At 46.5% G+C, this 19524-nt stretch carries 16 protein-coding genes; 14 read left to right on the top strand and 2 right to left on the bottom strand.

Translation table 11 applies throughout. The annotated features are described in order from the left end of the window. The first annotated feature begins 125 nt into the window (after positions 1–125). From ACL9RM_RS17470 to zapA, 5 genes are all read left to right on the top strand, one after another. A complete protein-coding gene (locus ACL9RM_RS17470) occupies positions 126–1127 on the top strand; it encodes a polysaccharide lyase family 1 protein (RefSeq protein ID WP_231109407.1) in 1002 nt (333 codons plus the stop codon). A 365-nt stretch (positions 1128–1492) separates the two neighbouring features. Then, on the top strand, positions 1493–3343 hold the full coding sequence (gene abc-f / locus ACL9RM_RS17465) for a ribosomal protection-like ABC-F family protein (RefSeq protein ID WP_414126431.1): 1851 nt from the start codon (positions 1493–1495) through the stop codon (positions 3341–3343). Positions 3344–3792: 449 nt separating this feature from the next. Then, positions 3793–4824, top strand: coding sequence for a phenylalanine--tRNA ligase subunit alpha (gene pheS / locus ACL9RM_RS17460; RefSeq protein WP_323873148.1), 1032 nt, complete (start codon positions 3793–3795; stop codon positions 4822–4824). A gap of 28 nt (positions 4825–4852) precedes the next feature. Continuing rightward, complete coding sequence (pheT, locus tag ACL9RM_RS17455; protein ID WP_250267870.1) at positions 4853–7300, top strand: phenylalanine--tRNA ligase subunit beta; 2448 nt, start codon at positions 4853–4855, stop codon at positions 7298–7300. 209 nt (positions 7301–7509) lie between these two features. Then, entirely contained in the window at positions 7510–9534 is a 2025-nt protein-coding gene (gene zapA, locus ACL9RM_RS17450; RefSeq protein ID WP_250267871.1) for a cell division protein ZapA, read from the top strand. A 150-nt stretch (positions 9535–9684) separates the two neighbouring features. On the opposite strand, the gene ACL9RM_RS17445 is transcribed toward zapA, so the two are convergent. Further along, positions 9685–10044 (bottom strand): phage holin family protein, encoded by a 360-nt coding sequence (locus ACL9RM_RS17445; RefSeq protein ID WP_023987773.1) that lies wholly within the window; start codon positions 10042–10044, stop codon positions 9685–9687. Positions 10045–10196: 152 nt separating this feature from the next. Between ACL9RM_RS17445 and ACL9RM_RS17440 the strand changes: the two genes are divergently transcribed. From ACL9RM_RS17440 to ACL9RM_RS17425, 4 genes are all read left to right on the top strand, one after another. After that, positions 10197–12566 (top strand): endonuclease MutS2, encoded by a 2370-nt coding sequence (locus tag ACL9RM_RS17440; RefSeq protein ID WP_250267872.1) that lies wholly within the window; start codon positions 10197–10199, stop codon positions 12564–12566. A gap of 58 nt (positions 12567–12624) precedes the next feature. Continuing rightward, entirely contained in the window at positions 12625–13038 is a 414-nt protein-coding gene (locus ACL9RM_RS17435) for a DUF350 domain-containing protein (protein ID WP_013309402.1), read from the top strand. A gap of 54 nt (positions 13039–13092) precedes the next feature. Beyond that, positions 13093–13800: a hypothetical protein gene (locus ACL9RM_RS17430; RefSeq protein WP_250267873.1), complete on the top strand. Its 708-nt coding sequence runs from the start codon at positions 13093–13095 to the stop codon at positions 13798–13800. A 116-nt stretch (positions 13801–13916) separates the two neighbouring features. After that, complete coding sequence (locus ACL9RM_RS17425) at positions 13917–15170, top strand: MFS transporter (RefSeq protein WP_250267874.1); 1254 nt, start codon at positions 13917–13919, stop codon at positions 15168–15170. 71 nt (positions 15171–15241) lie between these two features. Here ACL9RM_RS17425 and ACL9RM_RS17420 read toward each other — a convergent pair whose 3' ends face one another. Continuing rightward, positions 15242–16480, bottom strand: coding sequence for an NAD(P)/FAD-dependent oxidoreductase (locus tag ACL9RM_RS17420; RefSeq protein ID WP_250267875.1), 1239 nt, complete (start codon positions 16478–16480; stop codon positions 15242–15244). Between the two features lie 114 nt (positions 16481–16594). On the opposite strand from ACL9RM_RS17420, the gene ACL9RM_RS17415 reads away from it, so the two are divergent. The 5 genes from ACL9RM_RS17415 (at position 16595) to ACL9RM_RS17395 (ending at position 19438) form a co-directional block, all read left to right on the top strand. Next, on the top strand, positions 16595–16831 hold the full coding sequence (locus tag ACL9RM_RS17415; protein WP_061829136.1) for a hypothetical protein: 237 nt from the start codon (positions 16595–16597) through the stop codon (positions 16829–16831). A 31-nt stretch (positions 16832–16862) separates the two neighbouring features. After that, the gene (locus ACL9RM_RS17410; RefSeq protein WP_029516490.1) at positions 16863–17249 is read left to right on the top strand and encodes a spore coat protein; all 387 of its coding nucleotides are present in this window, start codon (positions 16863–16865) and stop codon (positions 17247–17249) included. A 143-nt stretch (positions 17250–17392) separates the two neighbouring features. Then, the gene (locus ACL9RM_RS17405; protein ID WP_013370105.1) at positions 17393–17893 is read left to right on the top strand and encodes an Lrp/AsnC family transcriptional regulator; all 501 of its coding nucleotides are present in this window, start codon (positions 17393–17395) and stop codon (positions 17891–17893) included. Between the two features lie 12 nt (positions 17894–17905). After that, entirely contained in the window at positions 17906–19117 is a 1212-nt protein-coding gene (locus ACL9RM_RS17400; protein ID WP_061829137.1) for an aminotransferase class I/II-fold pyridoxal phosphate-dependent enzyme, read from the top strand. 114 nt (positions 19118–19231) lie between these two features. After that, complete coding sequence (locus ACL9RM_RS17395; RefSeq protein WP_061829138.1) at positions 19232–19438, top strand: aspartyl-phosphate phosphatase Spo0E family protein; 207 nt, start codon at positions 19232–19234, stop codon at positions 19436–19438. The last annotated feature ends 86 nt before the right edge of the window (positions 19439–19524 follow it).

Below are 19524 nucleotides of genomic sequence, written 5' to 3'. Positions count from 1 at the left end.
GATAAAAAGAACTATTTACCAATTACTAAAAAATAAGTATAGTCGCATTGTCGGGATTTAACTTAAAAAAGGATGGTGTAGCTGCAATGAGGAAAATTTCTTCTCTGTTTTTAGCATTAACTTTGATGCTGTTTACTTTTTCAGCAAGTTCTACGTTCGCCGCTGCTGATTTTCCAAATACGTCGACGAATGGAATGACTGGTTTTGCCGGACAGGCTAAAAGTGAAAATGGAGCTGCAAAGCCTGCCACAACGGGGGGGAAAGGCGGTCAGGTCATTTATATCAATAATCTAAACGATTTGAAAAACCAGTTAGGGGATTCAACTCCTAAAATTCTGGTAATCGAAAAAAATATCTCTGCCTCCTCTAAAACCGTGGTTAACATTGGTTCCAACAAATCACTCATTGGTTCTTACGCGCAACACAAGCTGGTTAACATTCATTTGAAAACAACAAATAATTCGGGAAATGTGATCTTTCAAAATTTAACTTTTGAGCACAGTGCCAACATTAACGGTAACGATGACATCCAACTTTATCTCACTGCAGGTACAAATTATTGGATTGATCATGTTACATTTGCAGGTCACAGTTATAATGCGAATGGCTCGGATCTGGACAAACTTTTGTACATAGGCCAATCGGCTGATTATGTAACCATTAGTAACTCCAAATTTGCTAATCATAAATATGGTCTCATTTTGGGATACCCTGATGATGGCAATAAAAATTATGATGGCATGCCCCATATCACGATCGCCAATAATTACTTTGAAAACTTACTTGTACGTGGCCCAGGGCTTATGAGATATGGATATTTTCATGTTAAAAATAATTATATTAATAATTTCCAGCTTGCTTACACCATTGCTACGAATGCAAGAATCTATTCTGAGTACAACTACTTTGGAAAAGGTAGTGAAAAGGGCGGTATTCTTGATGATAAAGCCAATGGCGAGTTTAAAGATGTGGGAAGTTTTCCCGCCATCAACAACCAAAAATCGCGTGTAACCAGCTGGAATCCAAGCAAAAACTATAGCTATCAGGTTCAGACTCCTGAATATACTAAAGAGTTTGTAACGAAATATGCAGGTTCGTCCAATACAACTTTGGTATTTGGAAAATAACGCGGGTTATTTGCAAATGTGCTGTGATCTGCTATACTGACTGCAAGTAAGTATCCCATGAAAAGGAAGGTAACCATACGTCCGATGAAGTAAGCACACTGATTTTCCCACTTAACTGCACAGTTACTGGCAGGCGGCTGTAAGCTGCAACGGGAGAAGTGTGTCTGAAAATGAATATAGGGACGTATGCGTATATTCCGGAACGGGATTTGGCTTATTCGTTTACGGTATTATTTTTCATAAGCGTATGTTCTGAGACGATTCATAACAGTCATTCTATATTCCTTGTATGCAAGCCGCAGCCTTCTGCGGCTTTTTTTATTGCTTCCGGGGTCAAAAAACCGGACTGGGAAAGGATGATCGGTATGAGAACGATTTTGCGTATTCGCAATGTAGTAAAGGATTGGAACGGGACATCTTTATTTGAGAATGTGTCGTTGGATGTGATGGAAGGAGAACGGCTTGCACTGTTTGGAAGAAATGGAGCAGGTAAAACGACGCTATTGCGAATATTGCTGGGAGATGAAGCGCCAACCTCTGGTCAAGTAGAGCATGATTTGCCACTGGAAGAGCGGGGCTGGCTGAAGCAGCAGGATACGGTGGATTGGTCTCGAACCGCACTGGAGGCCGCACAGCAGGCCAGCCCTCGACATTGGCGTCTCAAGCGAGCGTTGGGACAGCTGGAAGCTGACCTAGCCGATGCTGGGGAGGATATGGAGCATCATCTGGAGCGTTACGGCGAACTGATGGATGAATACGAACGCCTGCAAGGCTTTGCCTGGGAGTCTGAGGTGGAAAAGGCGCTCACTCGAATGGGAATGCCTGTTCAGACGTGGTCCATTGCTTATGGTGACCTGAGTGGCGGACAGAAGACGAGAGTGCGATTAGCCGGACTCATGGTCAGGCAGCCGAAGCTGCTGGTGCTGGATGAGCCGACCAATCATTTGGATGCCGAAAGCTTGCTTTGGCTGGAGCAGTGGCTGTCCACGTATCCGGGAACACTGCTGTTTGTATCGCATGACAGAGCCTTTTTGGATCGGGTGGCTACGAGTATAGTTGAGCTCACTTCGACGGGTATTGGGCGCTATAAAGGCGGCTATAAGGAATATAAAGCGCAAAAGGAGCGAGAGCTGCGAGAGCAGGAAGCCAGCTATCGGAAGCAGGAACTCGCGAAACAGGCGCTGGAGGAAACGATTCGAAATTACAGGGAATGGTTTCATCAGGCACATCGTGGCGCATCCAAGGTTGAGATGGCCGTCACGCAGAGCTTTTATAAGGCCAAAGCTAAAAAAAATATTTCCCGTTATCATGCGAAGGAGAAGGAACTGGAGCGACTGGAGGCCAATAGAGTAGAGCAACCGCGTGAGGCTGCGTCTTTGCACATGAAATTAAGTGACAGCGGGTTTCAGGCAAAATATTTGCTGCGTGCTGAGCAGGTTGACTTTAGCTACAACGACCGTGTCATTGTGAAAAATCTAAATCTGATCGTTGCACGTGGAGAGCGACTGGCTGTTCGCGGGCCCAATGGAATTGGTAAAACCACGCTGCTTCGGTTATTAACAGGTCAACTGGAGCCACAGACAGGAAAAATCACAACCAACCCACAGTTGAACATCGGATATTTTTCACAGGAGCTGGAGCAGCTTCCGGAGGATCAAACGTTGCTGGACAGTCTGCTTGCACTCCCGACAATGACTCAAACAGAAGCAAGAACGGTGTTGGGCTGTTTTCTTTTTGCGAAAGAGGACGTATTTAAAAGGATCGGGACACTCAGTATGGGAGAAAAATGCAGGGTAGCTTTTCTGCGTCTGTACTTTAGTGGAGCCAATCTGCTGGTGCTGGATGAACCCACGAATTATTTTGACATTGAAACCCGTGAAATTGTAGAGGATTCTTTGCGTAACTATGATGGAGCACTGGTGCTCGTCTCACATGATCGGGAGCTGGTGAGGTGCACGGCAACTCGATTACTCGATATGAAGCCGGAGGGCGGATATGAAATTTATGAGGGGACAGCCGACGAAAAGCAAGAAGATGAGCGGAGCCGTCAACGGGAGCCAGAAGACCAGGAGCGGCGTGAGGAACGGCTTCGATTACAATTGCGTCTTACAGAGTTGATGGGAATGACGGGCACGAATGACGAAAACGAGAAGTTGTTGAGCGAAATCAGGCGCATTCGTGCAAATCTGGAGCGGTTGGATGATCTCGATATCTAAAGAAATGAAACGTATGCCCTGCTTGCCAAAGCGCGGTAGTTTGCATATAATAATGAACAATAGTTCGAATTTTTGAAAATGTCTTGATGGAGAAGAGTAGACAGTGTCCGATTGAACAGGGAGGAAGCGCCGTAGGATTGAGAGCGTTTCTGCAAATACTGGGCTGTTGAAGTTCGCTCCGGAGCAGTTCCTTGAACCTCAGACGCCATGTGAATGGCGAATGTGCAAGTAGGGGATACCGGTTCACGACCGTTACAACGTGTAGAGCGAGACGATGATGCATAGCATGAAAATCACCTGTAACTAGTTGCCGTAAGGCAGAATGCTGGGTGAGCTGAGCTTATTGTCTAACGAGGGTGGTACCACGGTCTTTTCGTCCCTTACCGGGAGAAAAGACCTTTTTTTGTTGTCTGAAAAGCTGGAAATGAAGAAAGGGGACTGAACAGGCGATGAGCGAAACCATCCAAATGAAGGAACATTTGCTGGCCTTGAAGGAAGAAGCACTGGAAGTATTGGAGAAGGTTGCAACACCCAAGGAGCTGGCTGATTTACGGGTCAAATATTCGGGGAAAAAGGGCGCATTGACTGAAATCTTGCGCGGTATGGGCAAGCTGAGCGCGGAAGAGCGTCCAGTTGTTGGACAGGTAGCCAATGAGGTGCGCGAGGCGATTGAAGAAGTCGTTAACCGTAAGCAGGACGAGTTCACGAAAGCAGAAACAATTGAGCGTTTGCAAGCGGAAAAGATCGACGTTACGCTGCCTGGACGCGCGTTGCCGCAAGGTGGACTGCACCCGCTCAACAAAGTGATTGAGCAAATCGAGGATATTTTTACAGGTATGGGCTATCGAGTGGCTGAAGGTCCACAGGCAGAGACGGATTATTATAACTTCGAAGCATTGAACCTGCCTAAAAATCACCCAGCACGGGATATGCAGGATTCATTTTACCTGACCGAGGATCTGTTGATGCGTACCCATACGTCACCGGTTCAGATTCGTGCAATGGAAGCGATGAAGGGCGAAACGCCTATTAAGGTTATCTGTCCGGGTACGGTTTTCCGACGTGATGATGACGATGCAACGCATTCTTTTCAATTCCACCAAATTGAAGGGCTTGTCATTGGAAAAGACATTCGTATGAGTGATTTGAAAGGAACCTTACTTCAATTTGCACGCGAAATGTTCGGAGAATCGACCGAAATCCGTTTGCGCCCAAGCTTCTTTCCGTTCACAGAGCCGAGCGCTGAAGTAGACGTGACTTTTGTGAAGAAAAATGGCGAACGTGTATGGATTGAAATTTTAGGCTGTGGCATGGTCCATCCGAAAGTGTTGGAGATGGGAGGTTTTGATCCCGAGGTGTACAGCGGCTTTGCATTCGGTATGGGTGTAGAGCGGATTGCTATATTGAAATACGGTATCGACGATATTCGTCATTTTTATAACAGTGACCTGTCGTTCCTGAAACAGTTTGCGCGTCAATAAACAACTATATCAAGGGAAGTGAACCCATATGAAAGTATCATTCGAGTGGCTGTCCGATTATGTATCGCTGGATCAGGTAAGCGCGGAGGATCTAGCAGAGAAAATCACCCGTTCGGGCATAGAAATTGATGAGGTCGAGCAGCGCAATCAAGGGATTACTGGTGTCGTTGTCGGCTATGTTAAAAGCAAGGAAAAGCATCCAGATGCTGATAAGCTGAATGTATGTATTGTCGATGCAGGTCAAGAGGAAGATCTGCAAATCGTGTGTGGTGCTAAAAACGTGGATGCAGGTCAAAAGGTTCCTGTTGCAGTTGTAGGTGCAAAGTTGCCGGGAGATTTCCACATTAAAAAGGCCAAGCTACGTGGTGTTGTATCCATGGGCATGATCTGCTCGGCCAAAGAACTGGGCATGAATGACAAGCTGCTTCCAAAGGAATTGCAAGAAGGTATTTTGGTGCTGCCTGAGGATGCTGAAATTGGTATGCCAATTACGAAGCTGCTGGCGCTGGATGATCAGGTGCTGGATTTTGATCTGACACCCAACCGTTCGGATTGCCTGAGCATGCACGGAGCAGCATATGAAGTGAGTGCGATTCTGGGACGTGACATTTCCCTGGCTGACCCGGCTAAGGATCTGGTTGAAATTAGCGATGCAGCGGCAGATCATCTGTCCGTGAAGGTAGATACTCCTGAACTGTGTACGCACTATGCGGCCCGTTATATCACAGGTGTAAAAGTGGGGGCTTCCCCGTTATGGATTCAAAACCGTCTGATGGCGGCAGGTGTTCGTCCGATCAACAACATCGTAGATATTACGAACTACGTTATGCTGGAATACGGTCAGCCGTTGCATGCTTTTGATGCGGATAAGCTGGAAAATGGAAATATTGAAGTTCGACTCGCTCGTGCAGGCGAAACATTGGTTACACTTGACGATCAGGAGCGTAAGTTGGAGCCGCATATGCTGCTGATTACAGACGGTGTGAAACCCATTGCATTGGCAGGCGTGATGGGTGGAGCCAATTCCGAGGTTACGGATGCGACGGTCAGCATTGCGCTGGAATCTGCCAAGTTTGACGGCGGTACAGTTCGCAAAACATCCCGTCAACTTGGACTGCGTTCAGAAGCAAGTCTGCGTTTTGAAAAAGAGGTTGATCCAGGCGCTGTTGTGCCTGCTGTGAATCGTGCAGCTGCGCTGATTCAGCGTTATGCGGGAGGCGCTGTACACCAGGGCATCGTAGAATCAGCGTCTGCAAAAGCTGAAAACCGCATTATCAAGCTGTCGCTAGATAAAATAAACCGATATTTGGGAACCGAACTGTCGCTGCTTGAGGTGAAAACGATTTTCGGTAGACTTCATTTCGGATGTGGCGACGCAGAGCAAGGTGTACTGGAAGTTCAAGTTCCTACACGCCGTGGAGATATTACCATTGACGTGGACTTAATCGAAGAGGTAGCTCGTCTGTATGGTTACGACAATATCCCGACCACGCCGATTGAAGGTCCTACAACTCCGGGAGCTTTGACAGCATCGCAATCATTGCGCCGCTCCCTGCGCAGATTGCTGGCTCATGGTGGTTGGCAGGAGACGATCAGCTACTCTTTTGTACATCCGCAAAGTACAGGGTTATTTAATGCCCTGACAGAAGGTAGCCATCCGGTACGTTTGGCTATGCCTATGAGCGAAGACCGTAGTGTTTTGCGTACGAGTATCATTCCACAGATGCTAGATACAGCGGTGTACAACATGAATCGCAAGCAAGACAATCTGGCGATTTTTGAGATGGGAACAGTATTTTATACAGAGGAACAAACATTAACCCGTCAGCCGCAGGAAATTCAAGTGCTTAGTCTACTGCTGACTGGGGTACGCCGTGAAAAACAATGGAATATTGGTGCTGAAAAGGTTGATTTCTTTGATATTAAAGGCGCGCTTGAAACGGTGTTTGACTATTTCGGATTGAGTGCCAGCATTCGTTATGTGGCTGACCAACCACAAAGCTATCACCCGGGCCGTTCTGCTTCGGTATGGCTGGATGTGAATGGAAACTCTCAACGGATCGGTACCATTGGGCAGATTCATCCGGAGCTTCAACAATCTTATGGGCTGAATGATACGTATGTAGCGGAAATTGCGTTGCAACAGGTCGTTGAACACGCCAACTCTCATATTCAGTTCAGAGAGCTGGCTCGCTTCCCATCCGTGGAACGTGACATTGCCCTCGTGGTAAATAAAGACGTCGAGGCAGGTGAACTGCTTCGTGTTATTCACGCTGCAGGCGGAGAGCTGTTGCAGGATGCACGAGTGTTTGATGTATTTACAGGCAGTAAGCTTGGTGAAGATAAGAAGAGCGTAGCTATCTCTCTGACCTATCGTCATTGGGAACATACGTTGACGGATGAAGAGATCAATGCGGCGCATACTCCTGTCGTTACGTCTCTGGAACAAACTTTTGGAGCGGAATTGAGAAAGTAGCAGGAAATGCGGGAAGCCGTATCGAATCTTAGTGACAGAGGTTCGATACGGCTTTTTGGCCTATCATCATAGAAGCTCTCTTACTCTGATATTTACCCGCTGCGGGGAAGCCGGACTAATAAGGTTGAACGCTTCACGGAAGGCGGGTTACCATAGTACCGGACACACCTTAGAATCAACATACAGTAGTATTGAAGGAGGGCATAATTGTGACTACACCAGATCGTACTCGCGTCACTGTAGAGATCTACGGTACTTCTTATAAACTCGTCGGCAGCAATACCGATTATATGAAGCAGGTTGCCAATTACGTGGATGAGCGCATGCACAGCATTTCTCAAGCTCATTCGCGTCTGGATATGCCCCGAATTGCCGTGCTGGCTGCGGTTCATATGGCAGAAGAAGCTGTACAAATCCAGGAAATTCAGAGTCATATGAACCGCTTAGCAGCGGAACGAGCAGAACTCCGGGGAGATCTGGCGCAACTCCAGACAGCACTAGGAGAACAGCAGCAAAAAAATACAGATCTGCATCAATCTTTTATTCAACTAAAGGAAGAAAAGGAAGCAACGCAGAAGAAGCTGATGGAAACCGAATCTGTATCAGCCAAAGAGATTGCCCAATTGAAGGCAAAGCTGGAACAGCAGGAGAAAAAAGCGACTGAACTTGAAAATGGACAAAAACAAGCTAAACGTGAATTGGAGGAGTCTCGTCAAGAAGCTTCTCGCAAGCTGAAAGAGCAGCAGGAGGCGGCTAATGCCCGTATCCGACAAATAGAAGAGCAGATGAAGAAGGAAGTAGCTGAAGCGACTAAACAGGCTGAAGCCAAGCTGTCAGCTGCAGAGAAGACTCATCAGGAGCAAAAGCGTACAGAACTGGACAAGCTGCGATCTGCTTTGCAGCAAGAGCATAGTAAGAAGGTAAGCGAATGGCAGACCAAGTGCTCAGGGCTGAATGAGCAGCTGGAGCAGGAACGTAAACAGGCTGAATTGGCGTTGAATGAAGAAAAGCTCCAGCATCAGGAAGCTCAGAAGCGAGCTGATGAAGCTGCACTGGAGCAGGAGATTCGGGTTGAGGAGCTTCAGGAACAATTAGAACAAGTACAAGCAGGCAGTACAGAGCTTGTTTCTCGTCTGGGAGAGGCTCAAGAACAAGCAAGAGTACTGAAGCAACAACAGTCCGAGCTGGAGTCTGTGCTGGAAACACAGCGACAGGCTGCGATAGAGCGAGAGCAGGCAGATACGCTTGCGCGTGAAGAACTGCAAAGCCGATATGATCAATTAGCGGCTGAAGCCAAGGCTACGCAGCAGCAGACGGCTAAGCTGGAGGAAGAACAGCGGCGGATGCAGAAGCTGCTGGAGCAAGCTCACGTATCTTCTCGCAAACTGCAAAGTGAGCTGGCTACGCTAGCTGAAAGCGAGAAGTCATGGAAGAAACTCGCAGAAGAACGCCAGTTGGCAGTTGATGAGCTGGAGCTCTCCCTGCTGGAAGCACGTGAACAGAAGGAAGCGATACAGGAGCAATTACAGCACGCAGAGGCTGAGCTCGAAGCTATTAATGATAAATTTGCTTCACAACAGCAACGGCTAGTTCAACTCGAAGCGAGAATCAAGGAGCTTTCACCTGAGCTGATTCGCGTTCAGGATGAGCTTGAGAAAGCCAAAGTCCGAGAGCAAGAGGGAGCTAAGGCGTATCAATCGCTTCAGGAGCAATATGGAAGCATGAAGAGCCGAGCTGGACAGCTGGAGCAGAATATTAAGCAGCTTCAACAGGAAGATCACGAACGGCGGAGTAAACTGGAACGTGCTGAGGAAGAATCTCTAGAGTGGCAACTTAAATACGATCAGTTGAAGGCAGAAGCGGAACGTCTGGAAGCTGAAGATGCTGCCCGTAAGGAAGAATTTGCATCTTGGGAACGGGAAATAGCGGTAACCGTTGAACAAAAGGAACAGCTTCAGGAGGAGACTCGTTTGGCGGTTGAAGCTGCCAAAACAGCGAAAGCTGAACAGCAGTCCATAGAGCAGGAACGAATGGCCTTGCAGTCTGAATTGGACGAAGTGGGTCAAAAATATGAAATGGCGGCGCATCAGCTTCGTCTGTTACAAGTACAACAGGACGTAGATCGGGAAAATACGGAGAAGATTTCTACAGAATTACGTCAATTACAGGAAGAATACACTAAGCTTCAAACGGAGTACAATGAATGGATTGAACTTATCGAACAGGATCAGTAGATATGGATTAAAAATGTAAGGCAATCCCCGGCTGCTCATCGCCGGGGATTGTTTGCTTATTGTATCCACTCAGAAGTTATATGACACAAAGCTGTCCTTTGGCAGACGAAATCTGCTTCGGGACAGCTTTGTCGGGAGTGTCTATTGAAGTTATTTTCCGTCTTTGCGACCGGCTTCAAACGGTGTCGATACCGGAATAAACAGGTCGATAATCCCGATAACCAATGCAGCTAGCAATGCGCCCAGAACGGAAACACTGACATTGGTCACCACATATTGAGCGATCCAGATCACCAGAGCGCTCACAAGAAAACCTACGATACCGCGTCCAAATGGAGAAACGCGTCGGCCGAACACTGCCTCGATAATGTAACCAACCAAGGCAATGACAATGGCAAGAATCAGCGCGCTCCAAAAGCCGCCTACACTAAATCCGGGAACGATCCAGCTTACGACCATCAGCACCAGAGCGGCAACGATGAAACGTACAATGTGCCCGAGAATGCTCACGGAATAACCTCCTTTGTTTTTTGAATTTACAGGGTTAGACAAAGGTTAGTGTGTGGCATGAAGAGCTTTCTTATGTGTAAAAGAGAGTTGGCAAATAGCGTAAGTTTGCTGCTTTCGGTATAATATAGATATATGTGAAAGGAGTAGTGAAGTTGGACTCTAAAATTTTTAAAACCCTTGAATATCAAAAAATTCTAAATAAACTAAGTCACTATGCTCAAACGGCAACGGGACAACAGACAGCCCTTCAACTACAGCCCAGCGATGATTTGGAGCATATCAAGAAAATGCTGAAAGGTACGGATGAGGCCTATGCTGCTGATCGACTCAAAGGAGTGCCTTCATTTAACGGAGTAGTGGATATCACTCCGGCAGTGAAGCGTGCCCGTATTGGCGGAACGTTAAGCCCGCAGGAGTTGCTTGGCATTCGGACAACAGTTCAGGCTGCACGCCGTATACAGGTATACGTGGCAAGTTTGCATGAAGAAAATCCTGTCGAAACATTGCTGTATTGGAGTGAGCAGCTTTCGGAGCAGAGAGGTTTAGAAAACTCCATTAAAGGCTGTATTGACGAAAATGCAGAGGTGCTGGATTCTGCCAGCACAGAGCTTTCTCAAATCCGTCGGGAGCTGCGCTCGGGAGAAGTGCGTATTCGTGAAAAGCTGGATTCCATGATTCGTTCCTCAACTGTATCCAAAATGCTTCAAGATCAGTTGATAACGATTCGTGGAGATCGGTTTGTGATCCCAGTTAAGGCCGAATACCGTTCTTATTTTGGCGGAATTGTTCATGATCAATCCGGGTCTGGTGCAACATTGTTTATCGAGCCTGAATCCATTGTAGCCATGAACAATAAGCTGAGGGAAACAAGGCTGAGAGAAGAGCGTGAAATTGAAGTCATTTTACAAAAGCTGACCGCACTTGTCGCAGAACAAGCAGATATGTTGCTGTATGATGTGGACATATTGGGCAATCTTGATTTTATTTTTGCAAAAGCGCGTCTCGCCCGTGAAATGAAGGCAACCTTGCCTTTAATGAATGACCGCGGGTACTTGAAGCTGAAAAAGGGCAGACATCCCCTAATTCCGTTGGAGCAGGTTGTTCCCATTGATGTGGAGTTGGGCAATTCATACACCTCCATTATCGTTACCGGACCGAACACAGGGGGGAAAACCGTTACCCTGAAAACCATCGGCCTACTTAGTTTGATGGCGATGTCTGGACTGTTTGTACCTGTTGAGGATGAAAGCCAGCTGTGTGTATTTGATGCAATCTATGCCGATATTGGTGACGAGCAGAGCATTGAGCAAAACTTGAGTACATTTTCCAGTCACATGACCAATATCATTAGCATCCTGAAAAATATGACGCCCAAAAGTCTTGTATTGCTTGACGAAGTGGGGGCAGGAACGGACCCCGCGGAAGGTTCGGCTCTAGCTGTATCCATTTTGGAGCATATACATGCCATGGGTTGCCGTATGGTTGCTACGACTCACTATAGTGAATTGAAGGCGTATGCCTATGAACGTAAAGGAATTATTAATGCAAGCATGGAGTTTGATGTCGCTACATTAAGCCCGACTTACCGCCTTCTGGTCGGTGTTCCCGGACGAAGTAATGCATTTGCTATTGCCGAGCGATTGGGATTGCCAGGGCGTATTTTAGACTATGCCCGTGGTGAGGTAACGGAAGAAGACCAGCGCGTCGAGCACATGATTGCGTCACTGGAGCAGAACCGTTTAACAGCTGAGCAAGAACGGGAAAAAGCGGAGCAGCTGCGTAAGGAAATGGAAGCATTGCGTAGCCGTCATCAGACGGAGTTGGATAAGCTGGAGTCCCAACGGGACCGTATGCTGGAAAAAGCTGAGGACGAAGCAAGAGTTCTCGTGGATAAGGCTCGTAGTGAAGCAGAGAAAATCATTACTGATTTGCGTAAATTGGCTCAGGAAGAAGGGGCCTCGGTTAAGGAGCATAAGCTGATTGCAGCTCGTAGAGAACTGGATGAGGCTGAACCGAAGCAACGCAAGAAAAGTACCGTCAAACGCCCGACAGCTACGCGTACTCGTTCTATCATGGCTGGCGATGAAGTATCCGTTCACAGTCTGAATAAAAAGGGCCACGTGGTTGAACTGTCCGGTACCAAGGAAGCTGTGGTTCAACTGGGGATCATGAAGATGAAAGTCAGTCTGGATGATCTGGAACTACTGCAACCTGCCCAAACAACGACTCCAAGAGTTCAAAAACCAGTGACTGGCGTTAAGCGGACACGGGATGATAACGTACGAAGTGAACTTGATCTTCGGGGGGCGAACGTGGAGGAAGCCTTGATGGAAGTGGACCGCTTCATGGATGAAGCGTTTCTGGCCAATCTGGGTCAGGTACACATTATACATGGCAAAGGTACAGGTGTCCTGAGAACCGGTATTCAGGAGTACCTCCGCAAGCATAAACATGTGAAAAGCTACCGTATCGGTAATTACAATGAAGGCGGCACAGGCGTAACAGTTGCTGAATTGGAATAGCTATGGGTTGCCGGCTTTGCCCGGAAACGCTTGGTAGAACGGGAGGGACGAAGTGAAGATGGCGATTGATGAATTGCTGTCACATCCGTTGGGGATGATGCTGGGTTATTTCTCGGTGGCGGTGCTGGAGCTAATTGTATTTTTGTCGTGTTTTGAGCTGGTAACCCGCTATAAATGCTGGGAAGAGATCAAGCGCGGCAATGTTTCGGTAGCCATGGCTACGGGAGGGAAAATGTTTGGTATTTGCAACGTGCTCCGCTTTGCGATGGAAGCCAAATCTAGTGTGTATGATACGATGATTTGGTCGTTCGTTGGCTTTTTACTGCTTCTTGCGGCGTACTTTCTTTTTGAGTTTCTGACACCAGTATTTTCTATCGATCAACAGATTAAAGAGGATAATCGTGCTGTCGGCTTGTTCTCCATGATTATTTCCATATCTTTATCTTATGTGATCGGTGCCAGTGTAACTTGACACATCTTGTATATTAGAGCTTGGTATACGCTTGGAACGGAAGGATGATTAAGCTTGGAAATGACTATTTGTCCATGGTGTAACATGGAAATTATTTGGGATGAAGAATTAGGGCCTGAGGAAGAGTGTCCTTATTGCCATAATGATCTGAAAGGGTACTCTGACATCACCGATGATGAAGATGAGTCTGTTTCTCCACCTGTGCATAGACATGCTGGTGAGCATGGACATGAAGAGACGAAACATGATCATGTGGCTTCTGTCACCCCGGCGCCCCACTCTCATGGAAAAGAAGACCTAAAGGGTTATCGTACATTGAGTATTCAGCTCGGTGATGATGAGGAGCAGGATATTTTATATGAGGCAGAGGATGAAATCGTAGTTGAAAAACCGGTTGATGCACCGTTGTTGCAGGATAATGAGCTTCATAAGTTGCCTGTGCTGCATACTTTGCAAAAATTTGAAGAAAGCGGTGCGGATCTGATGGCTTATGAACAAGGTGCTGAACAAATACTCGACAGACAAGATGAGGTTCTTGAATGTTCTCAATGTGGGGAGTACATGCTGCATGCAGGTTCGCAAACCGTAACCAGAGAAGGTTTTGAACCATCGATGTCCCCAGCGCTTGGCAAGCCTGTTCTGGATTTGCCGTTCATCTTGAATGTTTATGTGTGCCCTAGCTGCTTCCATGTACAGCAGACACTATCGGAGAATGACCGACTGCGGATGCTGGAGAAGCTCAGCAATATTTCCAACAATTAAATAGCAATCCCCCGGATAGGCCCAAGCTCAATACGGGCATCTTAAATCGAAGAAATCTTTGAACAAGCTGGCTTGAAATAAGCTGATTGGTGATTTTTCGGTTAGGGGGAACTGCATTGAAATCAAACCTGAACGGACAATCCATTCTGCTATTAAGCTTGAATGGATTGTTTGTGTTTGCAGCAGCATTGTCAGGCACATTTCTTAACGTGTATTTGTGGAAAAGCAGGCAGGATTACGCGATGATCGGCTGGTTTAATGTCAGTCAACAAATTGCACTGGGAATTATGGTCTGGGTGGCTGGAAAGTGGGTCAAGGAACATAACAAAATGAATGCCCTGCGCGTGGGGACCGCATTATCCGGCCTATTTTATCTGATCGTGTTATATACGGGACCGCAGGCTGTGAACTACATATGGCCGCTCGGGATGTTGCTGGGTGCAGCATTAGGTTTATTCTGGCTGGCGTTTAATGTGATTTTTTTCGAAGTCACGGATCAGGCAAGTCGTGATCATTTTAACGGATGGGTGGGTCTGCTAGGCTCGTTTTCCGGTATAGTGGGACCTTGGCTGTCCGGTTGGATTATTGCCCGTATGGAGGATGACGCAGGTTACCGCGTGATATTCAGTATTTCCTTGGCTTTTTATGTCGTAGGAGTGGTGCTTAGTTTCTTTCTTCGCAAGCGCAAGCCGACAGGAAATTACAATTGGAAGGAGCCCAAGCAGCGATTGTCACAAAAAGGGAGTATGTGGCGTCCGTTGTCGTTATCGCTTGTTTCCCAGGGCATCCGTGAAGGGGTATTTGCCTTCCTGATTACGCTGCTCGTGTATGTAGCTACTCAACAGGAATGGAAGCTGGCGCAGTTTTCACTTATTACATCGGCGGTTTCATTTTTCAGCTTTTGGGCTGTCGGAAAATGGCTCAAGCCACACTATCGTTCGGCGGGTATGCTGTTGGGTGCCGTATTGTTGGTGATCGCGCTTTTACCGTTATTGTGGCGTATGGAGTATAGTACACTACTGATTATGGGGATCGGCACCGCTTTATTTATGCCCTTGTATTTAATTCCCATGATTTCTGCCAGCTTTGATTTAATGGGTACGAGTAAAGGAGATGCCAATCAGAGAGTGGAACTGGTTGTACTACGCGAACTATGCTTAATGGTAGGCCGATTGACCGGAACACTCATTTTCTTGGGTGTCCTAAGTATCAGCAAGGCTCCCACGGCGATGATCTGGTTGTTGATTGGACTGGCATTGATGCCAGTGCTCGGATGGTTTTTTATGCGAAGTGTGCTGAAAATGGAACAAAAGACGAAGCAGAGCCAGTCTCATTCCCACGCACGACGCTGGCACAAGCAAACCGAATAGTCTGAAAATATATTTAAAAAGACCTCCAGACCCACTTATAGGGGAAGGAGGTTCTTTTTGTATTCCATATGTTAAACCATCGGTTCCGTTGTTTCGGGCGAGGGCTTGGTAGTACGGGTCAGAGAATAAAGCTCCATTTCAGGTCGATGTGTGCCCGTCAGTTCATCAGCCAAAAGTTGTGCGGCCATCATACTCGTGACTGCTCCATTTCCCCCGTAACCTTCCAAAAAGTAGCAGTTGGGAAAACGCGGATGTGGACCAATATACGGCAAACCGTCTTGAGAGGAGCCGAATACAGCAGCCCATGCAAAGTCGATCTGAAATGGTATACCCGGAAAAAATTCCCGTAATGTTTGTAGCAGCTTTTGCTGTTGGTGCAGCAGCCTGACTTCACGTTGATTGGCGTCCAGTACAGGTTCGTCTAAACCACCAATAATAATGCGTCCTTCCGGTGTGGAGCGCATGTATAGATAAGGACGAGCGGTTTCCCAGATGAGACACTGTTCATGCCACAAGGGTGTATCTCCGATTGGATTGGTGGCGATAGCATATGAGCTTTCCAGAACGGCTCCGCGGTCTGTTTTAATCTCTTGTGTTTCATAACCTGTTGCAAAAATAACTTTTTTCGCTCGGATAATCCCACCGCTGGTATGACAAACAACCTCATTATCGTTGAACTCAAAATGCTCAGCTTCTGTATGCTCGTATAAGCGAACACCAAGACGGCTGGCGGATCGCAGCAGTCCTTGGGCAAACAAAAATGGATTAACCTCGGCATCTTCGCGTGTGTATAAAGCTGCTGGTTTTCGGAAAGGAAATCGGGCAGCAATCTGTTGATCATCCCAGTATTCGACGGGAAATCCAAACCGGGTTAGCTGTTTGTACTCTTCCTGAAGTGTCTGCACATCCTCCGATGTACTTGCATAGTACAGGCTACTTCGGCGTGTAAAAGACGGATCAATTTCCAGCGTGGTAGACAGTTTTTCCAACTGATCCAGAGCATCTTTACACATACGGTAAAACAGTACACCGTTCGTTTCACCAAACGTATTGATGAAGGAAGTTAAGGTCTTATCATTGCTATATTGCAGCAGTCCGTTATTGGCCGAAGAACTTCCATGTACTAGCTTGCGTTTGTCAATAACCACGGCGTCTACCTGTCGTTCTCCCAACAGTCGGGAGCAGATGGATCCACCCAGCCCGCCACCGATGATCAATACATCACAATTTAAATCCTCTGACAAAGGCGGGAAATCCAACAATTTCTCCAAGGTACTCGGCCAATATGTATTCCCGCTTATCAATTCCATATAAATAGCACTCCTCATAAGGTAATATGTAGTATTTCTTAGGTGTACATAGTATTTCGACAAAAGGACAAGATAACCAGCGTGCAACAAAACATTCAAGGAGGCACAGAGATTATGCAATCTACGAACATGCAACCCTTGTCAGGTAAAGAGCTGGAGTACATCGTAGACTCCATTTCCAATGAAGAACTACTACTCAAACAAAGTGCGGCGACAGCGGCTTCTATTCAGCACCCAGCCATCCAACAAGCCTGTTTGCAACTGGCAAGAACTCATGAGCACCACTTGAATTTGCTTTCTAATGCTCTTCAACAGCATCAGCAGCTTGCCCCAATGCAACCGCAGCAGTAATTTGGGTTTACAATAAAGGAGGTTTGACAGAATGTATTCACAAAACAATATGTCATTTATGCCCGAAGAAGATTTGCTCTATACCATTCTTGCTGATATGAAACGTACGGTGCGCGAGTACACAACGGCGACGACAGAATCCAATTGCCCGTCTGTGCGTCAGATGTTCACCGACCTTACGAATGATACATTGCGTCTGCAAGGTGATTTGTATCATCTGATGAGCCAAAACAATATGTATGCCACTCCGACTAAAGCACTGCGCATCGATTTGGACAAACAGATTCAAGAAGCTCGCAAGACCCAACAAGAATGCCAACAGTTCATTCAGCAAAAGTCGGCATCTGCGGGAGTATATGGCCAATCTATGCACCAGCAAGGACAGTCTACTCATCAAAACAACCCTTATTATATGTAAACGGGATTTTCTGTTTTCGAAGCAGATTCCCATAACAGCCGTCCATCTGCCGGGTTTACCGGAGTGGACGGTTTTTCTTTGCAGGTTTAAAGTGCGTATTGTATGATGTATAGTAATCTCTTTCGATGGAGGCCTTATGTAGAATGACAGAACTGAATGAATTGAAATTAAAAGTGCTGGAATTGTTAAAAGAAGATGCAAGAAGAACACCGACTCTATTAGCTACTATGCTGGGGGTTGACGAGCAGGATGTTCGCACCTCAATTAAAGAGCTCGAAGACCAACATGTGATCGTCAAATACGCCGCTGTAGTCAATTGGGACAAAGTCGACGACGAAAAGGTTACCGCTTTGATCGAAGTACAGATTACACCTGAGCGTGGAAGAGGCTTTGAAGGGATTGCAGAACGGATTTATTTGTATCCGCAAGTTAAATCGGTCTATCTCATGTCCGGAGCATACGATTTACTGGTAGAGGTTGAAGGCCGCAATCTCCGTGAGGTCGCTAATTTTGTGTCGGAAAAACTGTCGCCTATTGATTCGGTCTTGTCTACCAAGACTAATTTTACGCTTAAAAAATACAAGCAGGACGGAATTATCTTTGAGGACCATCAGGAAGATAATCGTCTGATGATTTCGCCGTAAAGGAAGATCATGATGAATCTCAAAACAGAAGCATTTACCGACAGCAACAAAGCCATGAGTTCCTATTTGTCCCCGTTGGTGCGCGAGATCCCATCTTCGGGTATTCGTAAGTTTTTTGACTTGGTGGGTGGCAACAAGGATATTATTACCCTTGGTGTAGGCGAACCGGATTTTACAACCCCTTGGCATATGCGGGAAGCCTGTGTCTATTCATTGGAGCGAGGTTTTACCAGCTACACGTCTAATGCGGGAACGCCAGAACTGCGTGAAGCGATTAGTGATTATCTGAATGAGCAATTTGAAGTCCGTTATGATCCCAAAAATGAGATTATCGTAACCGTTGGGGGAAGCGAGGCGATTGATCTTGCTTTGCGTGCGTTAATTGTACCTGGCGACGAAATTCTCGTGCCCGAGCCATGCTACATTTCATATTCTCCAATCACTTCGATTGGAGGCGGGATTCCAGTAGGTATTGAAACATTTGCTAAGGATGAATTCAAGCTGACGGCTGAGGCACTGGAGGCAAAAATTACACCTAAATCAAAGGTGCTGATTTTATGCTATCCGAGCAATCCGACTGGGGCTACGATGACTTATGAGGATTGGCTTCCGATTGCAGAAGTCGTGGAAAAACATGATTTGATCGTCATTTCTGATGAAATTTATGCTGAATTGAATTATGGAGAAAAGCATGTCAGTTTTGCCGCTATGCCTGGTATGATGGATCGTACGATTCTCGTCAGTGGTTTTTCCAAAGCCTTCGCCATGACAGGCTGGCGTATTGGATATACATGCGGGCATCCAGATCTGATTGCCGCTATGCTCAAAATCCATCAGTACACCGTAATGTGTGCGCCTTCTATGGGTCAAGTTGCGGCACTGGAAGGCTTGCGGAATGGTTTGGGTGAGAAAGATCGTATGGTAGAAGCCTATAATCAGCGTCGCCGTCTGATGGTTGAAGGGTTCCGGGAAATCGGCCTGGAGTGCCATGAGCCAAGAGGGGCTTTTTACGTTTTCCCTAGTATTCAAAGCACGGGACTCAGCTCAGATGAATTTGCACAGCGTCTTTTGGCAGAGGCTAAAGTTGCGGCTGTACCGGGTAATGTGTTCGGTTTGGGAGGCGAAGGCTATCTTCGTTGCTCATACGCGACTTCTGTTGCTCAGCTGACGGAGGCACTGGATCGGATTGGTCATTTTGTAGAAAAAGTAAGAAAAGAAGGTTAAAATTATTTTTTTATGGGTAATTCATAAAAAATAGTCTTTTATTTCTAAATTTCTATGCTATAATTTGAAATCGGAAGCAGGAAGTTCAATTTTCCAATTGTAGGAGGAATGTTCATGTCATATGTTGGATATAATTCATCTAGTTCAATAGGATACGACATTTCCCTGGAAGATGAAATTTTGTTCCTGCGCAATGAGATGATGCGGACATTTCAGGAAGAGCAGTCCTTCACCTCTGATCTTGTTATCCAGATCAGTTGCAAGCTCGATTTGAAAATCAATGAATATATGAAGCTGTATGGTACGGAATGCAAGGTTTAACCGTATGAAGTCAGCCAAATGTAAGAAGAAGGCCGTCGGGCCTTCTTTTTTTGCGTTCACAACTTATGATATATTAATGGCATGGA

The organism is Paenibacillus sp. S29 (assembly GCF_049319765.1).
Classification (GTDB): domain Bacteria; phylum Bacillota; class Bacilli; order Paenibacillales; family Paenibacillaceae; genus Paenibacillus; species Paenibacillus polymyxa_B.
This window is presented reverse-complemented; position numbering and strand designations above follow the sequence as displayed.